The sequence below is a fragment of the Ectopseudomonas toyotomiensis genome (assembly GCF_017167985.1).
In the GTDB taxonomy this organism is placed as follows: domain Bacteria; phylum Pseudomonadota; class Gammaproteobacteria; order Pseudomonadales; family Pseudomonadaceae; genus Aquipseudomonas; species Aquipseudomonas toyotomiensis.
Genome location: NZ_CP070505.1, coordinates 4003201 through 4020528 on the forward strand (window position 1 = coordinate 4003201; position 17328 = coordinate 4020528).

The window sequence follows — 17328 nt, forward strand, 5'->3', positions numbered from 1 at the left end:
CGAGCGTTGCCGTCGAACGGGCAGCGTTTTCCGGGGCTCGGTGCTTGTGAGCATCGCCGTCAGCTCGTATAACGGCGTTTTGCCGACAGGAAGCTGACCCATGCTGAGTCTCTCGGGGCTGTACCGTTACCCGCTCAAGTCCGGCCGCGGCGAAGCGCTGCAGCGCAGTGCGGTCGACGGACTTGGGCTGCATGGCGATCGGCGCTGGATGCTGGTCGACGCCGACAACGGCCGTTTCATCACCCAACGTCTGCTACCGCAGATGAGCCAGTTGAGCGCCCTGTACGATGCGCGCGGTGGCCTGACCCTGAGTGCGCCGGGTCGTGAGGATCTGTCCGTGGCGCTGCCCGACCCCGAGCAGGATCTACGTGGCGTCGTCGTCTGGCGTGACAGCCTGCGCGTGCCGGATGCTGGCGATGCAGCGGCGGCCTGGCTCAGTGACTTGCTGGGCAAGCCTTGCCGCCTGGTGCAGGTGCCGGAAGGCCGCACCCGCCAGGTCGACACTGCCTATGCGCAGCCGGGGGATCGCGTGGCTTTCGCCGATGGCTTTCCACTGTTGCTTATTGGCCAGGCATCGCTGGACGATCTTTCGCAGCGAGTCGGGCAACCCCTGTCCATGCTGCGTTTTCGCCCAAACCTGGTGGTCACCGGCGGTGAGCCTTATGCCGAAGACAGCTGGAAGCGCATCCGCATTGGCGAGGTGGAGTTCGAGGTGGCCAAGGGCTGCTCGCGCTGCATCCTCACCACTATCGACCCGCAGACCGGCGAGCGCAACGCCCAGCGTGAGCCGCTGGCCACGCTCAAGACCTATCGTGAACGCGAGGGTGACGTGTTCTTCGGGCAGAACCTGCTGCCGCGCGGTGTCGGCGAACTGCAGTTGGGCATGACGGTAGAAGTGCTGGAGTAGCAGGGCAGGCGTCATAGCAAGCCCCGATCAGATACTGTCTGATCGGGGCTTTTCTCTTACTGATCGTCGAAGAAGCGCTCGTTCCACGCCACCAGTGGGTGCGGCGCGTTGAGTTTCTGGCCGTAGATCACCGAGTAGGACAGCACGTTCTGCACGTACTGGCGGGTTTCGTCGAACGGAATGTTCTCCACCCAGACGTCATAGCTCAGGTGATTGGCGCCGCGCAGCCACTGGCGGACACGGCCGGGGCCGGCGTTGTAAGCGGCCGAGGCGAGTACGCGGTTGCCGTTGAATTGGCCATATACCTGGCTCAGGTACGCAGCGCCCAGCTGGATATTGGTATCCGGGTTGAGTGTCTGTTGCGGCGACGCCAGGGGGATGCCGAACTTGCGCGCGGTTTCCTTGGCGGTGGCCGGCATCAGCTGCATCAGGCCCATGGCGCCGGCGTGGGAGCGGGCGTCGGCCATGAACGCGCTTTCCTGGCGGGTGATGGCGAACACCCAGCTCGAATGCAGGTCACGGCGCTTGGCTTCGCGTACCAGCTCGTTGCGATGGGCCATGGGGAAGCGCACTTCCAGGTCGTCCCAGTACTGGGCCTGGCTGATGGTGCGGATGGCCGGGAAGTACCACTCCATTTCATAGGCCAGGCGCGCCTGGGCCACCAGTTCGTCACGGCTGAACAGGCGGCTGACGTGATACCACTCGCGGCGACCGTCGACGATCTGGCCACGCGCATGAAACTCCATTGCGCGCTTGATTCCGGCTGTGTTGCGTACCTTCTGCACCACCTTGGGATCGAGAACCAGCGGCTGGTTGTTCAACTGATAGGGCGCCTTGACCTGATCGGCGGCCATGAAGCCATAGAAGTCGCGTTCCTTCGCCAATGCCTGGAACAGCACCGCCGGTTGCTGGCTGTTGGGTTGTGCCAATTGCAGGCTGCGCGCATTCCAGTAACGCCAGCGGTTGCTGCTGGCCAGGTCGGACGGCATGTTCTGGGTCAGCTGATAGGCCTCTTCCCAGCGGCCGTGACGCAGCAGCAGACGCGCACGCCATTCGCTGACGGTGTTGTCACGCAGTTGCGGGTCGTACTTGGCCATCACCTGAAGACCACGCAGGTCGAAGCGTTGTGCCAGGCGCAGGCCGATCTGCCGGGCGATGGCCACCTGCTCGTCGGCGGAGAACTTCATGCGTTGGGCGTAGCCGTCGAGCAGGGCCAGGGCATCTTCCGGGTTCTGCCGAGCCAGGCGACGCAAGCCGAGGCCGACCACGTCGCTCATGGCGTCATCGGCGGGGGCGAAGCGCGCGGTGTTCTTCAGCAGTTGCGGTTTCTGCGCCACTTCGACCATCAGCTTGCCGCGCTCACCGAGCGTTGGCATACCTTTGATCAGGAAGTTGGCCAGGCCGTAGTTACCGCTTTCCACCGCCAGCTTGGTGCGCTGCCAGCGACGCTGCTCGGTGAGCTGGCCATTGGCGGCCCAGCGCTCGAACAGTGGGTCACAGGCGTTGGGTTGGGATTTGCCGACGAGCCAGAGCTTCTCGGCAGTGGCGTTGCCTTCGGCGGTCAGGCCGTGGCTGAGCTGGTATTGGCCGTACAGGCAGTCCAGCTCGGTGAAGTTGAGCTTGGCATCGTAGTGATCGAGGAAGGGCTTCCAGTCGCCACGCTCGGCCAGCCAGCGCAACCAGCGCAGTTTCATCCAGCTGGCCTGTGGCAGGTCACCGTGTTCGGCGAGAAATTTCTCGATCTCGGCATTGCTGGCCGACTTGAGTCGGTTGGTCAGTTCGTCATAGGCCAGATAAGGCGTCAGCGGGTAATCGCGTAGCGCGCTGGCGTACTGGCGATAAGGGCCGCTGTCGCCCTTGGCCAGGGCCCGCTTCGCCTCATCATAGTACTGGCGCTGCTGGGGGAGGCTGGCAGCTTCGACACTGGCGACGCCGGTGGCGGTGAGAATCAGACAGGAAACTACAGAGAGAAAGCGACTGCGCATGGCATTTCCAGGAGAAGCAGAGGTATGGGGCAACACGATCCGTGTCGTTGCATGGCTCTAGCTTAGCGCTTCATCGGTGCGTGGTGAATGCCGTCGGGCCAGATGGACACATGCAGCAAAGATGCGCTTTGCCTGCGCCAGATGATGAGCTGGGGCGACACCTGTTGCGTCTGTGGAAACGGCAACAGCCGGCCGGCAACTCGGGTAGAATGCGCCCCCTGTTTCTGGAGATGCCCATGACCCTGCTCAAGTTTGCCGACGTATCCCTCGCCTATGGCGCCATGCCCCTGCTCGATGGAGTGTCCTGGCAGATCGCACGGGGCGAGCGGGTGTGCATCATCGGCCGCAACGGCACCGGCAAATCGAGCATGCTGCGTCTGGTCAAGGGCGACCAGATGCCCGACGACGGTGAAATCTGGCGCGCCCCGGGATTGAAGATCGGCGAGCTGCCGCAGGAGCTGCCGCGTGCCGACGAGCGCACGGTGTTCGACGTGGTTGCCGAAGGCCTGGCCGGCGTTGGCGAGCTGCTGGCGCGCTATCACCATCTGGCGCAGAACATCCACGGTGATGACGACCTCGAGCAGTTGATGCACGTGCAGCAGGAGCTGGAGGCCAAAGATGGCTGGCGCCTGCAGCAACTGGTCGACAGCACCCTGAGCCGCCTGCAGTTGCCGGCCGACAAGACTCTGGCCGAGCTCTCCGGGGGCTGGCGTCGTCGCGTGCTGCTGGCTCAGGCACTGGTGTCCGAGCCGGATCTGTTGCTGCTTGATGAGCCGACCAACCACCTGGACATCGGCGCCATCGCCTGGCTGGAAGAGGCGCTGAAAGACTTTGGCGGCGCCGTGCTGTTCATCACCCACGACCGCTCCTTCCTGCAGAACCTGGCTACGCGCATCCTCGAACTGGACCGTGGCGGCCTGATTGACTGGAACGGCGACTACGCCAGCTTCCTGGTGCACAAGGAGCAGCAACTGGCTGCCGAGGAAACCGCCAATGCGCTGTTCGACAAGCGCCTGGCCCAGGAAGAGGTGTGGATTCGTCAGGGCATCAAGGCCCGTCGCACCCGTAACGAAGGGCGTGTACGTGCGCTCAAGGCGATGCGTGCGGAACGCAGCGAGCGACGCGAGCGCCAGGGCAAGGCGAATATCCAGCTCGATACGGCGGACAAGTCCGGCAAGCAGGTGATGGTGGCGGAGAACGTCAGTTTCGCTCACGCCGGCGGACCCTTCCTGGTCAAGGATTTCTCCATGGTCCTGCAGCGCGGCGACCGTATCGGTCTGCTCGGCGCCAACGGTACCGGCAAGACCACTCTGCTCAAGCTGTTACTCGGCGACCTGCAACCGAGCAGCGGCAAGATCGAGGTCGGCACCAAACTGGAAGTGGCGTATTTCGACCAATTACGTCACCAGCTTGAGCCGGAGAAGACGGTAATCGACAACGTCGCCGAAGGCCGCGATTTCATCACTATCGACGGCCAGAACCGTCATGTACTGAGCTATCTGGGCGACTTCCTGTTCAGCCCGCAACGCGCCCGTACGCCCGTCAAAGCGCTATCGGGCGGTGAACGGGCACGACTGTTGCTGGCCAAGTTGTTCAGCAAGCCGGCGAACCTGCTGGTGCTCGACGAACCGACCAACGACCTGGACGTAGAAACCCTGGAACTGCTTGAAGAAGTACTGCTCAACTTCCCTGGCACCGTGCTGATGGTCAGCCACGACCGTGCCTTCCTCGACAACGTGGTGACCAGCACCCTGGTGTTCGAGGGTGAAGGCAAGGTGCGCGAGTACGTCGGCGGGTACCAGGACTGGCTGCGCCAGGGCGGCTCACCGCGTCTGCTCGGTGTGGGTGAAAGCAAGTCCGGCAAGGCCGAACTGGCCACGGCCATCGTCGAAGCGCCGGCCGCGGCCGCAGTGGCTCCCGTGCAAGAGAGCGTCGAACCAGCGAAGAAGAAACTAAGCTACAAGCTACAGCGCGAGCTGGAAGCGATTCCCGGGCAGATCGATGCCCTGGAGCAGGAAATGGCCACGGTACAGGAGCAGGTATCCGACCCTGCCTTCTACCAGCAGCCGGTGCAGGTCACCACGGAAGTATTGGCGCGTCTCGAGGGCTTGCAGAAGGAAATGGACGAGTTGCTCGAGCGCTGGGCAGAGCTGGAAGGTTGACGAAGGAACGGACGGGCAATGGCCATCGAGTACCGCATTACTCTCGACGACAATCATCAGTTCAGCTACCGGATCGAGCTGAACCGCGAATATGACCCAGTCCAGGCGCAACAGGCCCCCGCCTGGACGCGCCTTGAACATCAGCAATGCAGCAATTGCCCGCTGAGTCGCGAGCAGTTCAGCCATTGTCCGGCAGCGGTCGATCTGCATCGGGTGATCGAGGATTTTCGTGGCCTGCCAGCTTTCAAGAAGGCCAGCGTCTGGGTGCGCACACCGGAGCGTGATTACACCAAGCAGGTCGGCCTGGAGGAGGGCCTGCGTGCGCTGCTAGGGGTTATCATGGCCACTAGCGCCTGTCCGGTGCTGGCGCGCCTGAAACCCATGGCGCAGCACCATCTGCCCTTTGCCAACAATCAGGAATTCATCCTGCGCGCGGTATCGCTGTACCTGACGCGGCAGTATTTCAACATGCGCGAGGGGCGTCTGGCCGATTGGGAGCTGAAAGGGCTGGTGCGCCTGTTCCAGCAACTGAAGCTGGTCAATCAGGCTTTCTGGCAGCGCATTCACGACACCTGTGAAGGTGACTCCAACCTCAAGGCCTTCCTCACTTTCTTCTCTATGTCATCGAGCATGACGGTGTCGCTGGAAACCCAGCTGCAGAAGATTCGCCCGCTGGTCATGAGCGCGGGCGATTCGTTCGAGTAGGGCCGAAGCCAAAAAGCTCGCCGCTGAAGTGCCTCCCACGGGCAGAGCCAATGCGGCTACTGTGGGAGGGGCTTCAGCCGCGATGCGATCTCAAGCACCTTTTTCGCCTTTCTTCAGGCGCACTGCGAGTACATCGCAGGGCGCGCCGTGCAGTACGTCATTGGCAGTCGAGCCCAGCAACAGCGCCAGGCCGTGGCGGCCATGGCTGCCGACCACGATCAGGTCGCAGCCCTGCTCTTCGGCCAGGCGGTGGATCTCCTGGCGTGGTTGGCCATAAGCCAGATGTCGCTGGTCCGCGGTCAGCTCGGGATACTTGCCAGTGAAGCTGTCCAGGCGCTCGCGTGCCTGCTCGAACTGTTGTTGCTGCAGCATCGACAGATCCATCGGCACGTCACCACCAAAGGCCATGGCCATGGGTTCGACGATATGCACCAGAGACATCTTGGCGCCACTGGCCTTCGCCAGCTTCTGCGCACGTGTCACGACAGGGTCGCATTCCTCGGTCAGGTCGACGGCGACCAGAATGTGCTGGTAGGGCATGGTGAACTCCTCCTTAAGGGGGGCAAATGGCTCTGTCTCAAGTATGGCCCCATTGTGTGGGATAGGGCGACTGGTCGTGAAAAAGGCAAAGAAAAGCCCGGTGCGAGCACCGGGCAAGAGTTGGGCCAGGCAGGCCGGAAACATGGGGCATCAGTGTTGGCTGGTGGCGTACTGGGCGGCAACGGCTTCCAGGCCTTCGATGATGCTGTCGGAATACTTGCTGATCAGGAAAGGTACGGTGTTTTCGTTGTAGTTGCGCAGGGATTTCTCGATGTAACGCCATTTGGTGCCGATGGAGTTCAGGGCCGCGTTGATCTCCGGGGTGTTCTGCTGGGCGGCGCTGAGATTGTTCAGCTTGCTGGCGAATTCACCGGCAAGCTCGTCGATGGCGCGTTCTTCGCCGCCGCCGAAGAAGCTGGCGCCGACCGAGGCACTGCGTGAAGCGTAGTCCAGAGCGATATTCTGCATCAGCAGGCTCTGCTCGCGGCTCTTTTGCGTCAGCTGCGGTACGCTGAAACCGCTTTCTTGCTGAATCTTCTGATACAGCTCCTGACTAATGGCCATGATGCGTTGGTTGTTCTCGGCCAGATCGGCGACGGGTTGCAGGTCGGTGAAACCCTGGCTGCGCATGGCTTCCATCAGTGCCTGGAGCCCGCTGCGGTAACTTTGCCAATTGGTTTGCAGCTGCGCGCGTAGCGCCTTGCTTGTATCGCCGGGCATTTCGCCCAGGCCGTCCAGGTGCGATTGGCCTTCCTGCAGGGACTCGCCAATCATGCGCGCATAGCGCTGATCGCCTTCCATGCCGTTATACATGTAGAAGTCGCCCAGACTTTTCTGGGTTGCCAGGCGCAGTTGGTGCAGGCGCAGCAGATCATTGGCTGGTGCGGCGCTGAGCAAGGTGGAGGAGAGCGACGTGAAGACGAAAAGGAGCAGGGCGCTCAGGGGAAATGCAATCGAACGGCGGCTCGACATTGGCGACTCCGTGTGGCCCATCGTGGGGCTCGATTTGTTTTTGTATTGCCCTCAGGTGGCGCTGTGCCAGCTGAAAGTGAGACGACTGTACCCGCAGCGGGGCGATTTGGCTAGGCGCCTTGGCGTGTCTATACCAAGCAGGAAAACCCTCGCAATGGTGCATTATTGACGCTGTTTATCGGAACCGGCTGGAGGCCACGAATGACCAGGCCTGCAGAAAACGTCGGGAAATCGACGAAAAGAGGCCAATTGACAAGTGCAGGCTTTTCCCTGAAGGTGTGCACACCCAAATCAAACGGGCGTATGAATTGAGCGTTTGCCTTGTTAGGCGCGCCATATGCAGCCCGAATATCGCGTCGGTGGGTGTGTCGTACCGATTGGGGCTATGCTCGTGCGGCGCTGCCGCGGGCTGGCCTGCCGGTTGGCTCCGATGTGTACTGTTCAGCTTCCATACCGTGGAGATCAGTTGATGATTTACGAAGGTAAAGCCATCACGGTTAAGGCTCTTGAGAGCGGCATCGTCGAATTGAAGTTCGACCTCAAGGGTGAGTCCGTCAACAAATTCAACCGTCTTACCCTCAACGAGCTGCGCGCCTCCGTCGATGCGATCAAGGCTGACGGTTCGATCAAGGGCGTGATTGTCACCAGTGGCAAGGACGTGTTCATCGTCGGCGCCGATATCACCGAGTTCGTCGACAACTTCAAACTGCCCGACGCAGAGCTGGTGGCTGGCAACCTGGAAGCCAACAAGATCTTCAGTGATTTCGAAGACCTCGCCGTGCCGACCGTCGTCGCCATCAACGGCATCGCCCTGGGTGGCGGTTTCGAGATGTGCCTGGCCGCTGACTATCGCGTAATGAGCGACAGCGCCAAGATCGGCCTGCCGGAAGTCAAACTGGGCATCTACCCGGGCTTCGGCGGCACCGTGCGCCTGCCGCGCGTTATCGGTACCGATAACGCCGTCGAGTGGATCGCTTCGGGCAAGGAAAACCGTGCCGATGAAGCCCTGAAAGTGGGCGCCGTCGATGCCGTGGTCAGTGCCGACAAGCTGCAGGCCGCTGCACTGGATCTGGTCAAGCGCGCCATCTCCGGCGAGCTGGACTACAAGGCCAAGCGTCAGCCCAAGCTGGAAAAGCTCAAGCTCAACGCCATCGAGCAGATGATGTGCTTCGAGACCGCCAAGGGCTTCGTCGCTGGCCAGGCCGGCCCGAACTACCCGGCTCCGGTCGAAGCGATCAAGACTATTCAGAAAGCCGCCAACTTCGGCCGTGACAAGGCGCTGGAAGTCGAGGCCACCGGCTTCGTCAAGCTGGCCAAGACCTCGGTTGCCGAGAGCCTGATCGGTCTGTTCCTCAATGACCAGGAGCTGAAGAAGAAAGCCAAGCACCACGACGAGATCGCTCGCGACGTGAAACTGGCCGCCGTACTCGGCGCCGGCATCATGGGTGGCGGCATCGCCTATCAGTCGGCCTCCAAGGGCACCCCGATCCTGATGAAGGATATCCGTGAAGAGGGTATCCAGATGGGCTTGAACGAGGCTTCCAAGCTGCTCGGCAAGCGCGTCGAGAAAGGCCGCATGACTCCGGCGAAGATGGCTGAAGCCCTCAACGCCATCCGCCCGACCATGTCCTACGGCGATTTCGGCAACGTCGACATCGTCGTCGAAGCCGTGGTCGAGAACCCCAAGGTCAAGCAGATCGTGCTGGCCGAGGTGGAAGACGCGGTGCGTGAAGACGCCATCCTGGCCTCCAACACCTCGACCATCTCCATCTCTCTGCTGGCCCAGGCGCTCAAGCGTCCGGAAAACTTCGTCGGCATGCACTTCTTCAACCCGGTGCACATGATGCCGCTGGTCGAAGTCATCCGTGGCGAGAAGTCCAGCGAAGTGGCCGTGGCCACCACCGTTGCCTACGCCAAGAAGATGGGCAAGAACCCGATCGTGGTCAACGATTGCCCCGGCTTTTTGGTCAACCGCGTACTGTTCCCGTACTTCGGCGGCTTCTCCAAGCTGCTGGGCTTCGGCGTCGACTTCGTGCGTATCGACAAGGTGATGGAGAAGTTCGGCTGGCCCATGGGCCCGGCTTACCTCTCCGACGTGGTCGGCATCGACACTGGCCACCACGGTCGTGACGTGATGGCTGAAGGCTTCCCGGATCGTATGGCTGTCGAAGGCAAGACTGCCGTCGACGTGATGTACGACGCCAATCGCCTGGGTCAGAAGAACGGCAAGGGCTTCTATGCCTACGAGACCGACAAGCGCGGCAAGCCGAAGAAGGTCACCGACCCGGCTGCTTACGAGTTGCTCAAGTCCATCGTGGTCGAAGAGCGCGAAGTCACCGACGAGGACATCATCAACTTCATGATGATCCCGCTGTGCATGGAAACCGTTCGTTGCCTGGAAGACGGCATCGTCGACACCGCAGCCGAGGCCGATATGGGCCTGATCTACGGTATCGGCTTCCCTCCCTTCCGTGGCGGTGCGCTGCGCTACATCGATTCCATCGGTGTGGCTGAATTCGTCGCCCTGGCTGACAAGTATGCCGAGCTGGGCGCCCTGTACCACCCGACCGCAAAACTTCGCGAAATGGCCGCCAAGGGCCAGAAGTTCTTCGGTTAATCGTACAGCGAACAGAGCGAGAGTAGAAATATGAGCCTGAATCCTAGAGATGCAGTGATCGTCGACTTCGGTCGTACCCCGATGGGTCGTTCCAAGGGCGGCATGCACCGCAATACGCGCGCCGAGACCATGTCCGCGCACCTGATCAGCAAAGTGCTGGAGCGCAACGCCAAGATCGACCCGGCTGAAGTCGAGGATGTGATCTGGGGCTGCGTCAACCAGACCCTGGAGCAGGGTTGGAACATCGCGCGCATGGCGTCGCTGATGACCCAGATCCCGCACACCAGTGCCGGCCAGACCGTCAGCCGCCTGTGCGGCTCGTCGATGAGCGCCCTGCATACCGCCGTGCAGGCGATCCAGACCGGCAACGGCGATGTGTTCGTCGTCGGCGGTGTGGAGCACATGGGCCACGTCGGCATGATGCACGGCGTCGATCCGAACCCGCACCTGTCGCTGTACGCCGCCAAGGCGTCTGGCATGATGGGCCTGACCGCAGAAATGCTGGGCAAGATGCATGGCATCAGCCGTGAGGCGCAGGACGCCTTCGGTGAGCGCTCGCACCGTCTGGCGCACAAGGCCACCGTCGAAGGCAAGTTCAAGGATGAAATCATCCCGATGCAAGGCTACGACGAGAACGGCTTCCTCAAGGTGTATGACTTCGACGAAACCATTCGTCCGGAAACCACCCTCGAGAGCCTGGCTGCGCTGAAACCTGCGTTCAACCCGAAAGGCGGCACCGTGACTGCAGGTACGTCCTCGCAGATCACCGACGGCGCCTCCTGCATGATCGTCATGAGCGCCCAGCGCGCCCAGGATCTGGGTATCCAGCCGATGGCCGTGGTCCGTGCCATGGCCGTTGCCGGTGTCGATCCGGCGATCATGGGTTACGGCCCGGTGCCGTCCACTCAGAAGGCGCTCAAGCGTGCTGGTCTGAGCATGGCTGACATCGATTTCGTCGAGCTCAACGAAGCCTTCGCCGCCCAGGCCCTGCCTGTGCTCAAGGACCTCAAGCTGCTCGACAAGATGGAAGAGAAGGTCAACCTGCACGGCGGCGCGATCGCCCTGGGTCACCCCTTCGGTTGTTCCGGTGCCCGTATCTCCGGTACCCTGCTCAACGTCATGAAACAGAACGGCGGCACCTTGGGTGTCTCCACCATGTGCGTGGGCCTTGGCCAAGGCATCACCACCGTCTTCGAGCGCGTTTAAGCGTTAGCGGACAGAAACCGGGGCCCTGTGCCCCGGTTTTGCTTTTTACGGCTTTTTATTTCGGGAACCGCTCATGCAGTTGCAGCCAGGACTCTATCGTCACTACAAAGGCCCGCAGTACCGTGTATTCGGTGTGGCACGCCATTCCGAGAGCGAGGAAGAGGTGGTCGTCTACCAGGCGCTATACGGCGAGTTTGGCTTGTGGGTAAGGCCGCTGAGCATGTTCTGTGAAGAGATCGAAGTGGACGGCGAGCGCGTTCCACGCTTTGCTTTGATTCAGGCCGAAGTCAGCCCCATCGGCGCTTCGCAAGTCTGACTGCGCAGCTCCCTGCGCTTGACCTTCGCTTGGTCACCACTATATATAGCGGGGCCTTAGAGGGCGTCTACAAAGTGCTGCTCTCGGCCATGCTGCGTTGAAACCAGCCTCAAAATGCTCATGTACAGCTCGTACACCGCGCTTTTTCGACTGTTTTCGCCTTGCCTGACCTTCGCTCGCTGCTTTGACACTCTCGGCTTCGTGCCTTCTATATTTCGCAATTCAGGAATTTTCTGATCCATGGGCAAATCGCTGGTCATCGTGGAATCCCCGGCCAAGGCCAAGACCATCAACAAGTACCTGGGCAGCCAGTACGTGGTGAAGTCGAGCATCGGCCACATCCGTGACCTGCCTACCAGCGGCTCGGCAAGTGCCACCAAGGAGCCTGCCAAGCGCGGCAAGGCTGCTGCTGGTGAAGCGCCTGCGCTGTCGCCCAAGGAAAAGGCCAAACGCCAGCTGTTCAGCCGTATGGGGGTTGACCCCGAGCACGGCTGGAAAGCCAAGTACGAGATCCTGCCCGGCAAGGAAAAGGTGATCGAAGAACTGCGCCGCCTGGCCAAGGATGCCGACACCATCTATCTCGCAACCGACTTGGATCGCGAAGGGGAAGCCATTGCCTGGCACCTGCGCGAATCCATCGGTGGTGATGACAGCCGCTACAAGCGTGTGGTGTTCAACGAGATCACCAAGAAGGCGATTCAGGAAGCCTTCTCCAAGCCGGGCGAGCTGGACATCAACCGCGTCAACGCCCAGCAGGCGCGGCGCTTCCTCGACCGCGTGGTGGGCTACATGGTCTCGCCGCTGCTGTGGGCCAAGATCGCTCGTGGCCTGTCTGCCGGTCGTGTGCAGTCGGTGGCCGTGAAGCTGGTCGTTGCACGCGAGAAGGAGATTCGCGCCTTCGTCCCTGAAGAGTACTGGGAAGTGCACGCCGACCTCGGCACCGCGAAGAACGCCAAGGTGCGTTTCGAGGTGGTGCGCGAAAGCGGCGCAGCCTTCAAGCCGGTCAATGAAGCGCAGGCCATGGCCGCGTTGGAGAAGCTCAAGGCTTCCAGCTACAGCGTGGTCAAGCGCGAAGATCGCCCGACCAGCAGCAAGCCGTCGGCGCCCTTCATTACCTCCACCCTGCAGCAGGCGGCGAGCAACCGCCTGGGCTTCGGGGTGAAGAAAACCATGATGATGGCTCAGCGTTTGTACGAAGCTGGCTACATCACCTATATGCGTACCGACTCGACCAACCTGTCGAACGACGCGGTAGAGATGGTGCGTGGCTTCATCGGCAGCGAGTACGGCGACAAGTACCTGCCGGGCAAGCCCAACCTGTATTCGAGCAAGGAAGGCGCCCAGGAGGCGCACGAAGCGATTCGTCCGTCCGACGTCAATCTGCGCCCGACCCAGCTGTCCAGCATGGAGCGTGATGCCGAGCGCCTGTACGACCTGATCTGGCGTCAGTTCGTCGCCTGCCAGATGCCGCCGGCCGAGTATCTGTCCACCAGCGTCACCGTGGCCGCTGGCGACTTCGAGTTGCGCGCCAAGGGCCGCATCCTCAAGTTCGACGGTTACACCCGTGTGCTGCCGCAGCAGAGCAAGCCGGGCGAGGACGACGTCCTGCCGGAAATGAAGGAAAGCGAGGGCCTCAAGCTGATCCAGCTCGACCCCAGCCAGCACTTCACCAAGCCGCCGGCGCGCTACTCCGAAGCCAGCCTGGTCAAGGAGCTGGAAAAGCGCGGTATCGGCCGCCCGTCCACCTACGCGGCGATCATTTCCACCATTCAGGATCGCGGTTACGTCACGGTGCACAACCGTCGTTTCTATGCCGAGAAGATGGGCGACATCGTCACCGAGCGTCTCGACGAGAGCTTCGCCAACCTGATGGATTACGGCTTTACCGCCACCATGGAAGAGCATCTCGACGATGTGGCCCAGGGCGAGCGCGAGTGGAAGCATCTGCTCGACGAGTTTTACGGTGATTTCAAGAAGAAGCTCGAGGTGGCCGAGGCGGGCGAGGGCGGCATGCGTGCCAACCAGCCGACGCTGACCGATATTCCCTGCCGCGAGTGCGGCCGGCCAATGATGATCCGCACCGCCTCCACTGGTGTGTTCCTCGGTTGCTCGGGCTATGCGCTGCCACCGAAGGAGCGCTGCAAGGCCACCATCAACCTGGTGCCGGGCGATGAGATCGCAGCCGATGACGAGGGCGAGTCCGAATCCCGCGTGCTGCTCGGCAAGCATCGCTGCCCGATCTGCTCCACCGCCATGGATGCCTACCTGCTGGACGAGACCCGCAAGCTGCATATCTGTGGCAACAACCCCGATTGTAGTGGCTACGAGATCGAGCAGGGCCAGTACCGCATCAAGGGCTATGAAGGCCCGAGCCTGGAATGCGACAAGTGCGGCAGCGAGATGCAGCTCAAGACCGGCCGTTTCGGCAAGTTCTTCGGCTGTACCAATGCCAGCTGCAAGAACACCCGCAAGCTGCTCAAGAACGGTGAAGCGGCGCCGCCGAAGATGGACAAGGTGGATATGCCCGAGCTCAAGTGCGAGAAGGTGGACGACACCTACGTGCTGCGCGACGGCGCATCGGGCCTGTTCCTCGCTGCCAGCCAGTTCCCGAAAAACCGAGAGACGCGTGCGCCGCTGGTGCTGGAGATCGTCCCGCACAAGCATGAGATCGACCCCAAGTACCACTTCCTCTGCGATGCCCCGCAGAAGGATCCGGATGGTCGCCCTGCGGTGATTCGCTACAGCCGCAAGACCAAGGAGCAATACGTGCAGTCCGAGGTCGATGGCAAACCCACCGGCTGGCGCGCGTTCTACGATGGCGGCAAGTGGAAGGTCGAGGACAAGCGCTAGTAGCGCCTGGTTGAGATGTGCTGCGCGTCGGCCTGGCGCCGTAACAGCGGCGCCCTGAATGCCTGACGAGATGCGCGTCAGGCAGGGCAGACGCGCGTATCATGACCCGATCTGCTGTGGAGGTCGCCGTAATGGCCAAAGAAATCTATACCCGTACCAACCAGAAGATTTTCTTCGCCGGTATTGCCCTGGATAACTGGCGCAAGGCCGAAGCGTCCTCCGCGTTCAATGTGCAGGCGCTGGTGCAGGCCGAGCGAGAAGCCGCGCTGTTTCACCTGTACGGTGGACTGCTCGGGCTGTGTCATGAGATTGCCGGCTATTACCGCATGAACGACGCTACGCCTTCGCGCGTCGAGGCCTTCGTGCAGCAGGTGGTGCTTGACGGTTCGCCCAGCCCTGAGCTGGCCGAGTTGGTCGAATTGGCGCAGCAGCGCGAAACCTGGCTGGCCGAGTTGCTGGCGGCCTATGCTGCGCTGTTCCAGCCGCCGCGTGAGGAGCGCAAGGCCAAGGTCGATCCGTCCATGCCGCTGATTACTGCTGTCAGCGTTGGCGAAGAGCCGGCCGAGCTGAGCCTCGATGATGTCGATGCCTGGCGTCAGCAACTCAAGGCGCTGGTGCTGCGTTTCCGCGAAGGCCTCAGCGAGTGCTGATTGGGTTTAACTGGACCAGTGGGCTGGGGATGACCCCGACTGACTGCTACAATGTCGTGTTTTTGCACAGAGACTGAGCCATGCCAACATCCTTCCTGGAAATCGTCGAACTGCCCGATGGGCGTATTGCCCTGCGTCGCGCAGAGGATGAAGAGGCGCTGGTGACTCTGGACTTCTCCGCTGATGCCAAGGCTTTTCTGCAGGGGCAGCACATCGAGGTGGCCAAGGCCATGCTCAATGTCGGCGTGCAGATGGCTGGCCGAATGGCTGAAGGCGATTTCAGTGGTGAAGAAGAAGGCTCGCGCGTTTTGCACTGAAGCCGCTGCGGCTTAACGCAAACGGGGCTCCAATGGAGCCCCGTTTGCGTTTGTGAATCTTTAACCCAGGCTGATATTCAGGCTTTGTGCCCCGCCAGCATTGGCGGCCTGCGCAAGGCGCTGACGGGTGCTGTTCTCGACTGGGTGTAGCCAGCTGATCACGGTATGGCTGCGCCCGAGCTTCAGGGCTTCTTCCGCCAGTGCCAGGGCATTTTGCCCCTGCCGTGGATGCAGCAGGAGAATACGCTCACGGTTCAGGCCAGCTTCGCGCAGCCAACTTTGCGTAAGGCTGGCTGGCGGTGCCACCAGGGTCAGCCAGCGCGCATCCTGGTTCTCGCTCAGCTCGCGTAGAATCGGTGCCAGCAAGTGCAGGCAGTGACCGGCAGCGCCACGCAGGGCCAGTTCGCTGAACGCCTGATCATCCTCGCTACGAGAGATGTCATTGGTCGCTAACCGTGGCTCACTCGACGTTCCGGCAAGAAAGGCGTCGAAAAGGGGAAGTTGTGGGCGCTCGAACGACTGCTGCACGTACATGGTGTCTCCTCAGCGGCGGATTACACCGACGCTCAAACCTTCGATGACCAGATCCTGGTGTTCCAGATCCACTTCGATCGGGGCAAACTCAGGATTCTCGGCAATCAGCCAGACCTTGTTGCCCTCGCGCTTGAAGCGTTTGACCGTCACTTCATCGTCGATACGGGCGACGACAATCTGGCCATTGCGGGCTTCACGGGTGGTGTGCACGGCGAGCAGATCGCCATCGAAGATGCCGATGTCTTTCATGCTCATGCCGCGTACACGCAGTAGATAGTCGGCCTTGGGCTGAAAGAACGCCGGATTGATCTGGCAGGATTCCTCGACATGTTGCTGTGCAAGGATCGGTGCGCCGGCGGCGACGCGACCGATTACCGGGAGGCCTGCATCCTCGTTCGCGGCACCTGCCTCGAAGCCGGGAATGCGAATGCCGCGTGAAGCGCCTGGAGTCATCTCGATGGCCCCCTTGCGGGCGAGGGCCTTGAGGTGCTCTTCTGCGGCGTTGGGCGATTTGAACCCCAGTTCCTGAGCGATTTCCGCGCGGGTGGGTGGGTAGCCGTTGTCTTCCAGGCAGCGTTTGATGAAGGCGAGAATCTCGGCTTGGCGTGGCGTCAGTTTCAGCATGGCTGGGCTCTGTCTTTTTATACAGTGACTGGGATTATATACAGTAAGCGAGTCTTGGCAATGTCCATTTTTTGGATGACTGCCGTCCGGCTTGTTACCCATGCCGAGTAATCTGCGTCTCTGCTTGTTGTAAGCTGTGACCAGCCGGCCAAAAGACGGCTCATGCGGCTTGACAATTCAGTGGGATGAAACGTATGTTTCAAACAAGTGTTTGTCAGGTGATAGCTCATGGCTCAGTCGGAAACCGTTGAACGCATTCTCGATGCTGCGGAACAGCTGTTCGCGGAAAAAGGCTTCGCCGAGACATCGCTGCGTCTTATCACCAGCAAGGCCGGGGTCAACCTGGCTGCCGTCAATTACCACTTCGGTTCGAAGAAGGCGCTGATTCAGGCGGTCTTCTCGCGTTTCCTCGGGCCTTTCTGTGCCAGCCTGGAAAAGGAACTCGATCGCCGTCAGGCCAAGTCCGAAACCCAGGCTTCCCTGGAGGAGTTGCTCGAGCTTCTGGTCGAGCAGGCCCTGGCCGTTAAGCCGCGCAGCGGCAATGACTTGTCCATTTTCATGCGCCTGCTCGGTTTGGCCTTCAGCCAGAGCCAGGGACACCTGCGCAAGTACCTGGAAGAGGTCTACGGCAAGGTGTTCCGCCGTTACATGCTGTTGGTGCATGAGGCTGCGCCGCGTATTCCACCGCTGGAGCTATTCTGGCGTGTGCATTTCATGCTTGGCGCCGCGGCGTTCAGCATGTCCGGTATTAAGGCGCTGCGGGCGATGGCCGAGACCGATTTCGGCGTCAACACCTCGATCGAGCAGGTGATGCGCATGATGGTGCCGTTCCTGGCTGCAGGCATGCGTTCTGAGACCGGGGTTGCCGACCCCGCCTTGGCTGGCGCACAACTCAAACCGCGCAGCAAGACACCGAGCGCCGCGCCCAAGGTTTGACCTGACG

General features: G+C 61.4%; 15 protein-coding genes. 10 read left to right on the forward strand and 5 right to left on the reverse strand.

The features are described from left to right. The first annotated feature begins 100 nt into the window (after nucleotides 1-100). A complete protein-coding gene (locus tag JWV26_RS18530) occupies nucleotides 101-907 on the forward strand; it encodes an MOSC domain-containing protein (protein ID WP_206417525.1) in 807 nt (268 codons plus the stop codon). Between the two features lie 56 nt (nucleotides 908-963). Here JWV26_RS18530 and JWV26_RS18535 read toward each other — a convergent pair whose 3' ends face one another. Next, complete coding sequence (locus tag JWV26_RS18535; RefSeq protein ID WP_206417526.1) at nucleotides 964-2892, reverse strand: transglycosylase SLT domain-containing protein; 1929 nt, start codon at nucleotides 2890-2892, stop codon at nucleotides 964-966. 236 nt (nucleotides 2893-3128) lie between these two features. Here JWV26_RS18535 and JWV26_RS18540 point away from each other — a divergent pair, with 236 nt between their 5' ends. Next, the gene (locus JWV26_RS18540; protein WP_196456024.1) at nucleotides 3129-5054 is read left to right on the forward strand and encodes an ATP-binding cassette domain-containing protein; all 1926 of its coding nucleotides are present in this window, start codon (nucleotides 3129-3131) and stop codon (nucleotides 5052-5054) included. Between the two features lie 18 nt (nucleotides 5055-5072). Further along, nucleotides 5073-5759 (forward strand): DUF6901 family protein, encoded by a 687-nt coding sequence (locus JWV26_RS18545; protein ID WP_196456026.1) that lies wholly within the window; start codon nucleotides 5073-5075, stop codon nucleotides 5757-5759. A gap of 90 nt (nucleotides 5760-5849) precedes the next feature. Here JWV26_RS18545 and JWV26_RS18550 read toward each other — a convergent pair whose 3' ends face one another. Together JWV26_RS18550 and JWV26_RS18555 are read right to left on the reverse strand one after the other, a co-directional pair. Then, nucleotides 5850-6299: a universal stress protein gene (locus JWV26_RS18550; RefSeq protein ID WP_017677654.1), complete on the reverse strand. Its 450-nt coding sequence runs from the start codon at nucleotides 6297-6299 to the stop codon at nucleotides 5850-5852. Nucleotides 6300-6449: 150 nt separating this feature from the next. Beyond that, nucleotides 6450-7271, reverse strand: coding sequence for a hypothetical protein (locus JWV26_RS18555; protein WP_206417527.1), 822 nt, complete (start codon nucleotides 7269-7271; stop codon nucleotides 6450-6452). A gap of 469 nt (nucleotides 7272-7740) precedes the next feature. Here JWV26_RS18555 and fadB point away from each other — a divergent pair, with 469 nt between their 5' ends. The 6 genes from fadB (at nucleotide 7741) to JWV26_RS18585 (ending at nucleotide 15227) form a co-directional block, all read left to right on the forward strand. Then, nucleotides 7741-9888, forward strand: a complete 2148-nt coding sequence (fadB, locus tag JWV26_RS18560) for a fatty acid oxidation complex subunit alpha FadB (RefSeq protein WP_079784169.1) — start codon at nucleotides 7741-7743, stop codon at nucleotides 9886-9888. A 30-nt stretch (nucleotides 9889-9918) separates the two neighbouring features. Then, a complete protein-coding gene (gene fadA, locus JWV26_RS18565; protein ID WP_045734553.1) occupies nucleotides 9919-11094 on the forward strand; it encodes an acetyl-CoA C-acyltransferase FadA in 1176 nt (391 codons plus the stop codon). A 73-nt stretch (nucleotides 11095-11167) separates the two neighbouring features. After that, entirely contained in the window at nucleotides 11168-11410 is a 243-nt protein-coding gene (locus tag JWV26_RS18570; RefSeq protein WP_017677650.1) for a DUF1653 domain-containing protein, read from the forward strand. Nucleotides 11411-11650: 240 nt separating this feature from the next. Next, a complete protein-coding gene (gene topA, locus JWV26_RS18575) occupies nucleotides 11651-14260 on the forward strand; it encodes a type I DNA topoisomerase (protein WP_206417528.1) in 2610 nt (869 codons plus the stop codon). Between the two features lie 131 nt (nucleotides 14261-14391). Then, nucleotides 14392-14910 (forward strand): DUF6586 family protein, encoded by a 519-nt coding sequence (locus JWV26_RS18580; protein ID WP_072425955.1) that lies wholly within the window; start codon nucleotides 14392-14394, stop codon nucleotides 14908-14910. A gap of 80 nt (nucleotides 14911-14990) precedes the next feature. Further along, nucleotides 14991-15227, forward strand: a complete 237-nt coding sequence (locus JWV26_RS18585) for a hypothetical protein (RefSeq protein ID WP_003462072.1) — start codon at nucleotides 14991-14993, stop codon at nucleotides 15225-15227. Between the two features lie 60 nt (nucleotides 15228-15287). On the opposite strand, the gene sulA is transcribed toward JWV26_RS18585, so the two are convergent. Continuing rightward, nucleotides 15288-15761: an SOS-induced cell division inhibitor SulA gene (gene sulA / locus JWV26_RS18590; RefSeq protein ID WP_059391816.1), complete on the reverse strand. Its 474-nt coding sequence runs from the start codon at nucleotides 15759-15761 to the stop codon at nucleotides 15288-15290. 9 nt (nucleotides 15762-15770) lie between these two features. After that, nucleotides 15771-16385: a transcriptional repressor LexA gene (gene lexA, locus JWV26_RS18595; RefSeq protein WP_021488554.1), complete on the reverse strand. Its 615-nt coding sequence runs from the start codon at nucleotides 16383-16385 to the stop codon at nucleotides 15771-15773. Nucleotides 16386-16613: 228 nt separating this feature from the next. Here lexA and JWV26_RS18600 point away from each other — a divergent pair, with 228 nt between their 5' ends. Next, nucleotides 16614-17321, forward strand: coding sequence for a TetR/AcrR family transcriptional regulator (locus JWV26_RS18600; RefSeq protein WP_017677644.1), 708 nt, complete (start codon nucleotides 16614-16616; stop codon nucleotides 17319-17321). Nucleotides 17322-17328: the final 7 nt, after the last annotated feature.

Coding starts and splice junctions, on each gene's coding strand:
- JWV26_RS18540 (WP_196456024.1), top strand. CDS start 3,129: ATGACCCTGCTCAAGTTTGCCGACGTATCCCTCGCCTATGGCGCCATG.
- JWV26_RS18585 (WP_003462072.1), top strand. CDS start 14,991: ATGCCAACATCCTTCCTGGAAATCGTCGAACTGCCCGATGGGCGTATT.
- fadB (WP_079784169.1), top strand. CDS start 7,741: ATGATTTACGAAGGTAAAGCCATCACGGTTAAGGCTCTTGAGAGCGGC.
- sulA (WP_059391816.1), bottom strand. CDS start 15,761: ATGTACGTGCAGCAGTCGTTCGAGCGCCCACAACTTCCCCTTTTCGAC.
- JWV26_RS18600 (WP_017677644.1), top strand. CDS start 16,614: ATGGCTCAGTCGGAAACCGTTGAACGCATTCTCGATGCTGCGGAACAG.
- JWV26_RS18550 (WP_017677654.1), bottom strand. CDS start 6,299: ATGCCCTACCAGCACATTCTGGTCGCCGTCGACCTGACCGAGGAATGC.
- fadA (WP_045734553.1), top strand. CDS start 9,919: ATGAGCCTGAATCCTAGAGATGCAGTGATCGTCGACTTCGGTCGTACC.
- JWV26_RS18570 (WP_017677650.1), top strand. CDS start 11,168: ATGCAGTTGCAGCCAGGACTCTATCGTCACTACAAAGGCCCGCAGTAC.
- JWV26_RS18555 (WP_206417527.1), bottom strand. CDS start 7,271: ATGTCGAGCCGCCGTTCGATTGCATTTCCCCTGAGCGCCCTGCTCCTT.
- lexA (WP_021488554.1), bottom strand. CDS start 16,385: ATGCTGAAACTGACGCCACGCCAAGCCGAGATTCTCGCCTTCATCAAA.
- JWV26_RS18545 (WP_196456026.1), top strand. CDS start 5,073: ATGGCCATCGAGTACCGCATTACTCTCGACGACAATCATCAGTTCAGC.
- JWV26_RS18535 (WP_206417526.1), bottom strand. CDS start 2,892: ATGCGCAGTCGCTTTCTCTCTGTAGTTTCCTGTCTGATTCTCACCGCC.
- JWV26_RS18580 (WP_072425955.1), top strand. CDS start 14,392: ATGGCCAAAGAAATCTATACCCGTACCAACCAGAAGATTTTCTTCGCC.
- JWV26_RS18530 (WP_206417525.1), top strand. CDS start 101: ATGCTGAGTCTCTCGGGGCTGTACCGTTACCCGCTCAAGTCCGGCCGC.
- topA (WP_206417528.1), top strand. CDS start 11,651: ATGGGCAAATCGCTGGTCATCGTGGAATCCCCGGCCAAGGCCAAGACC.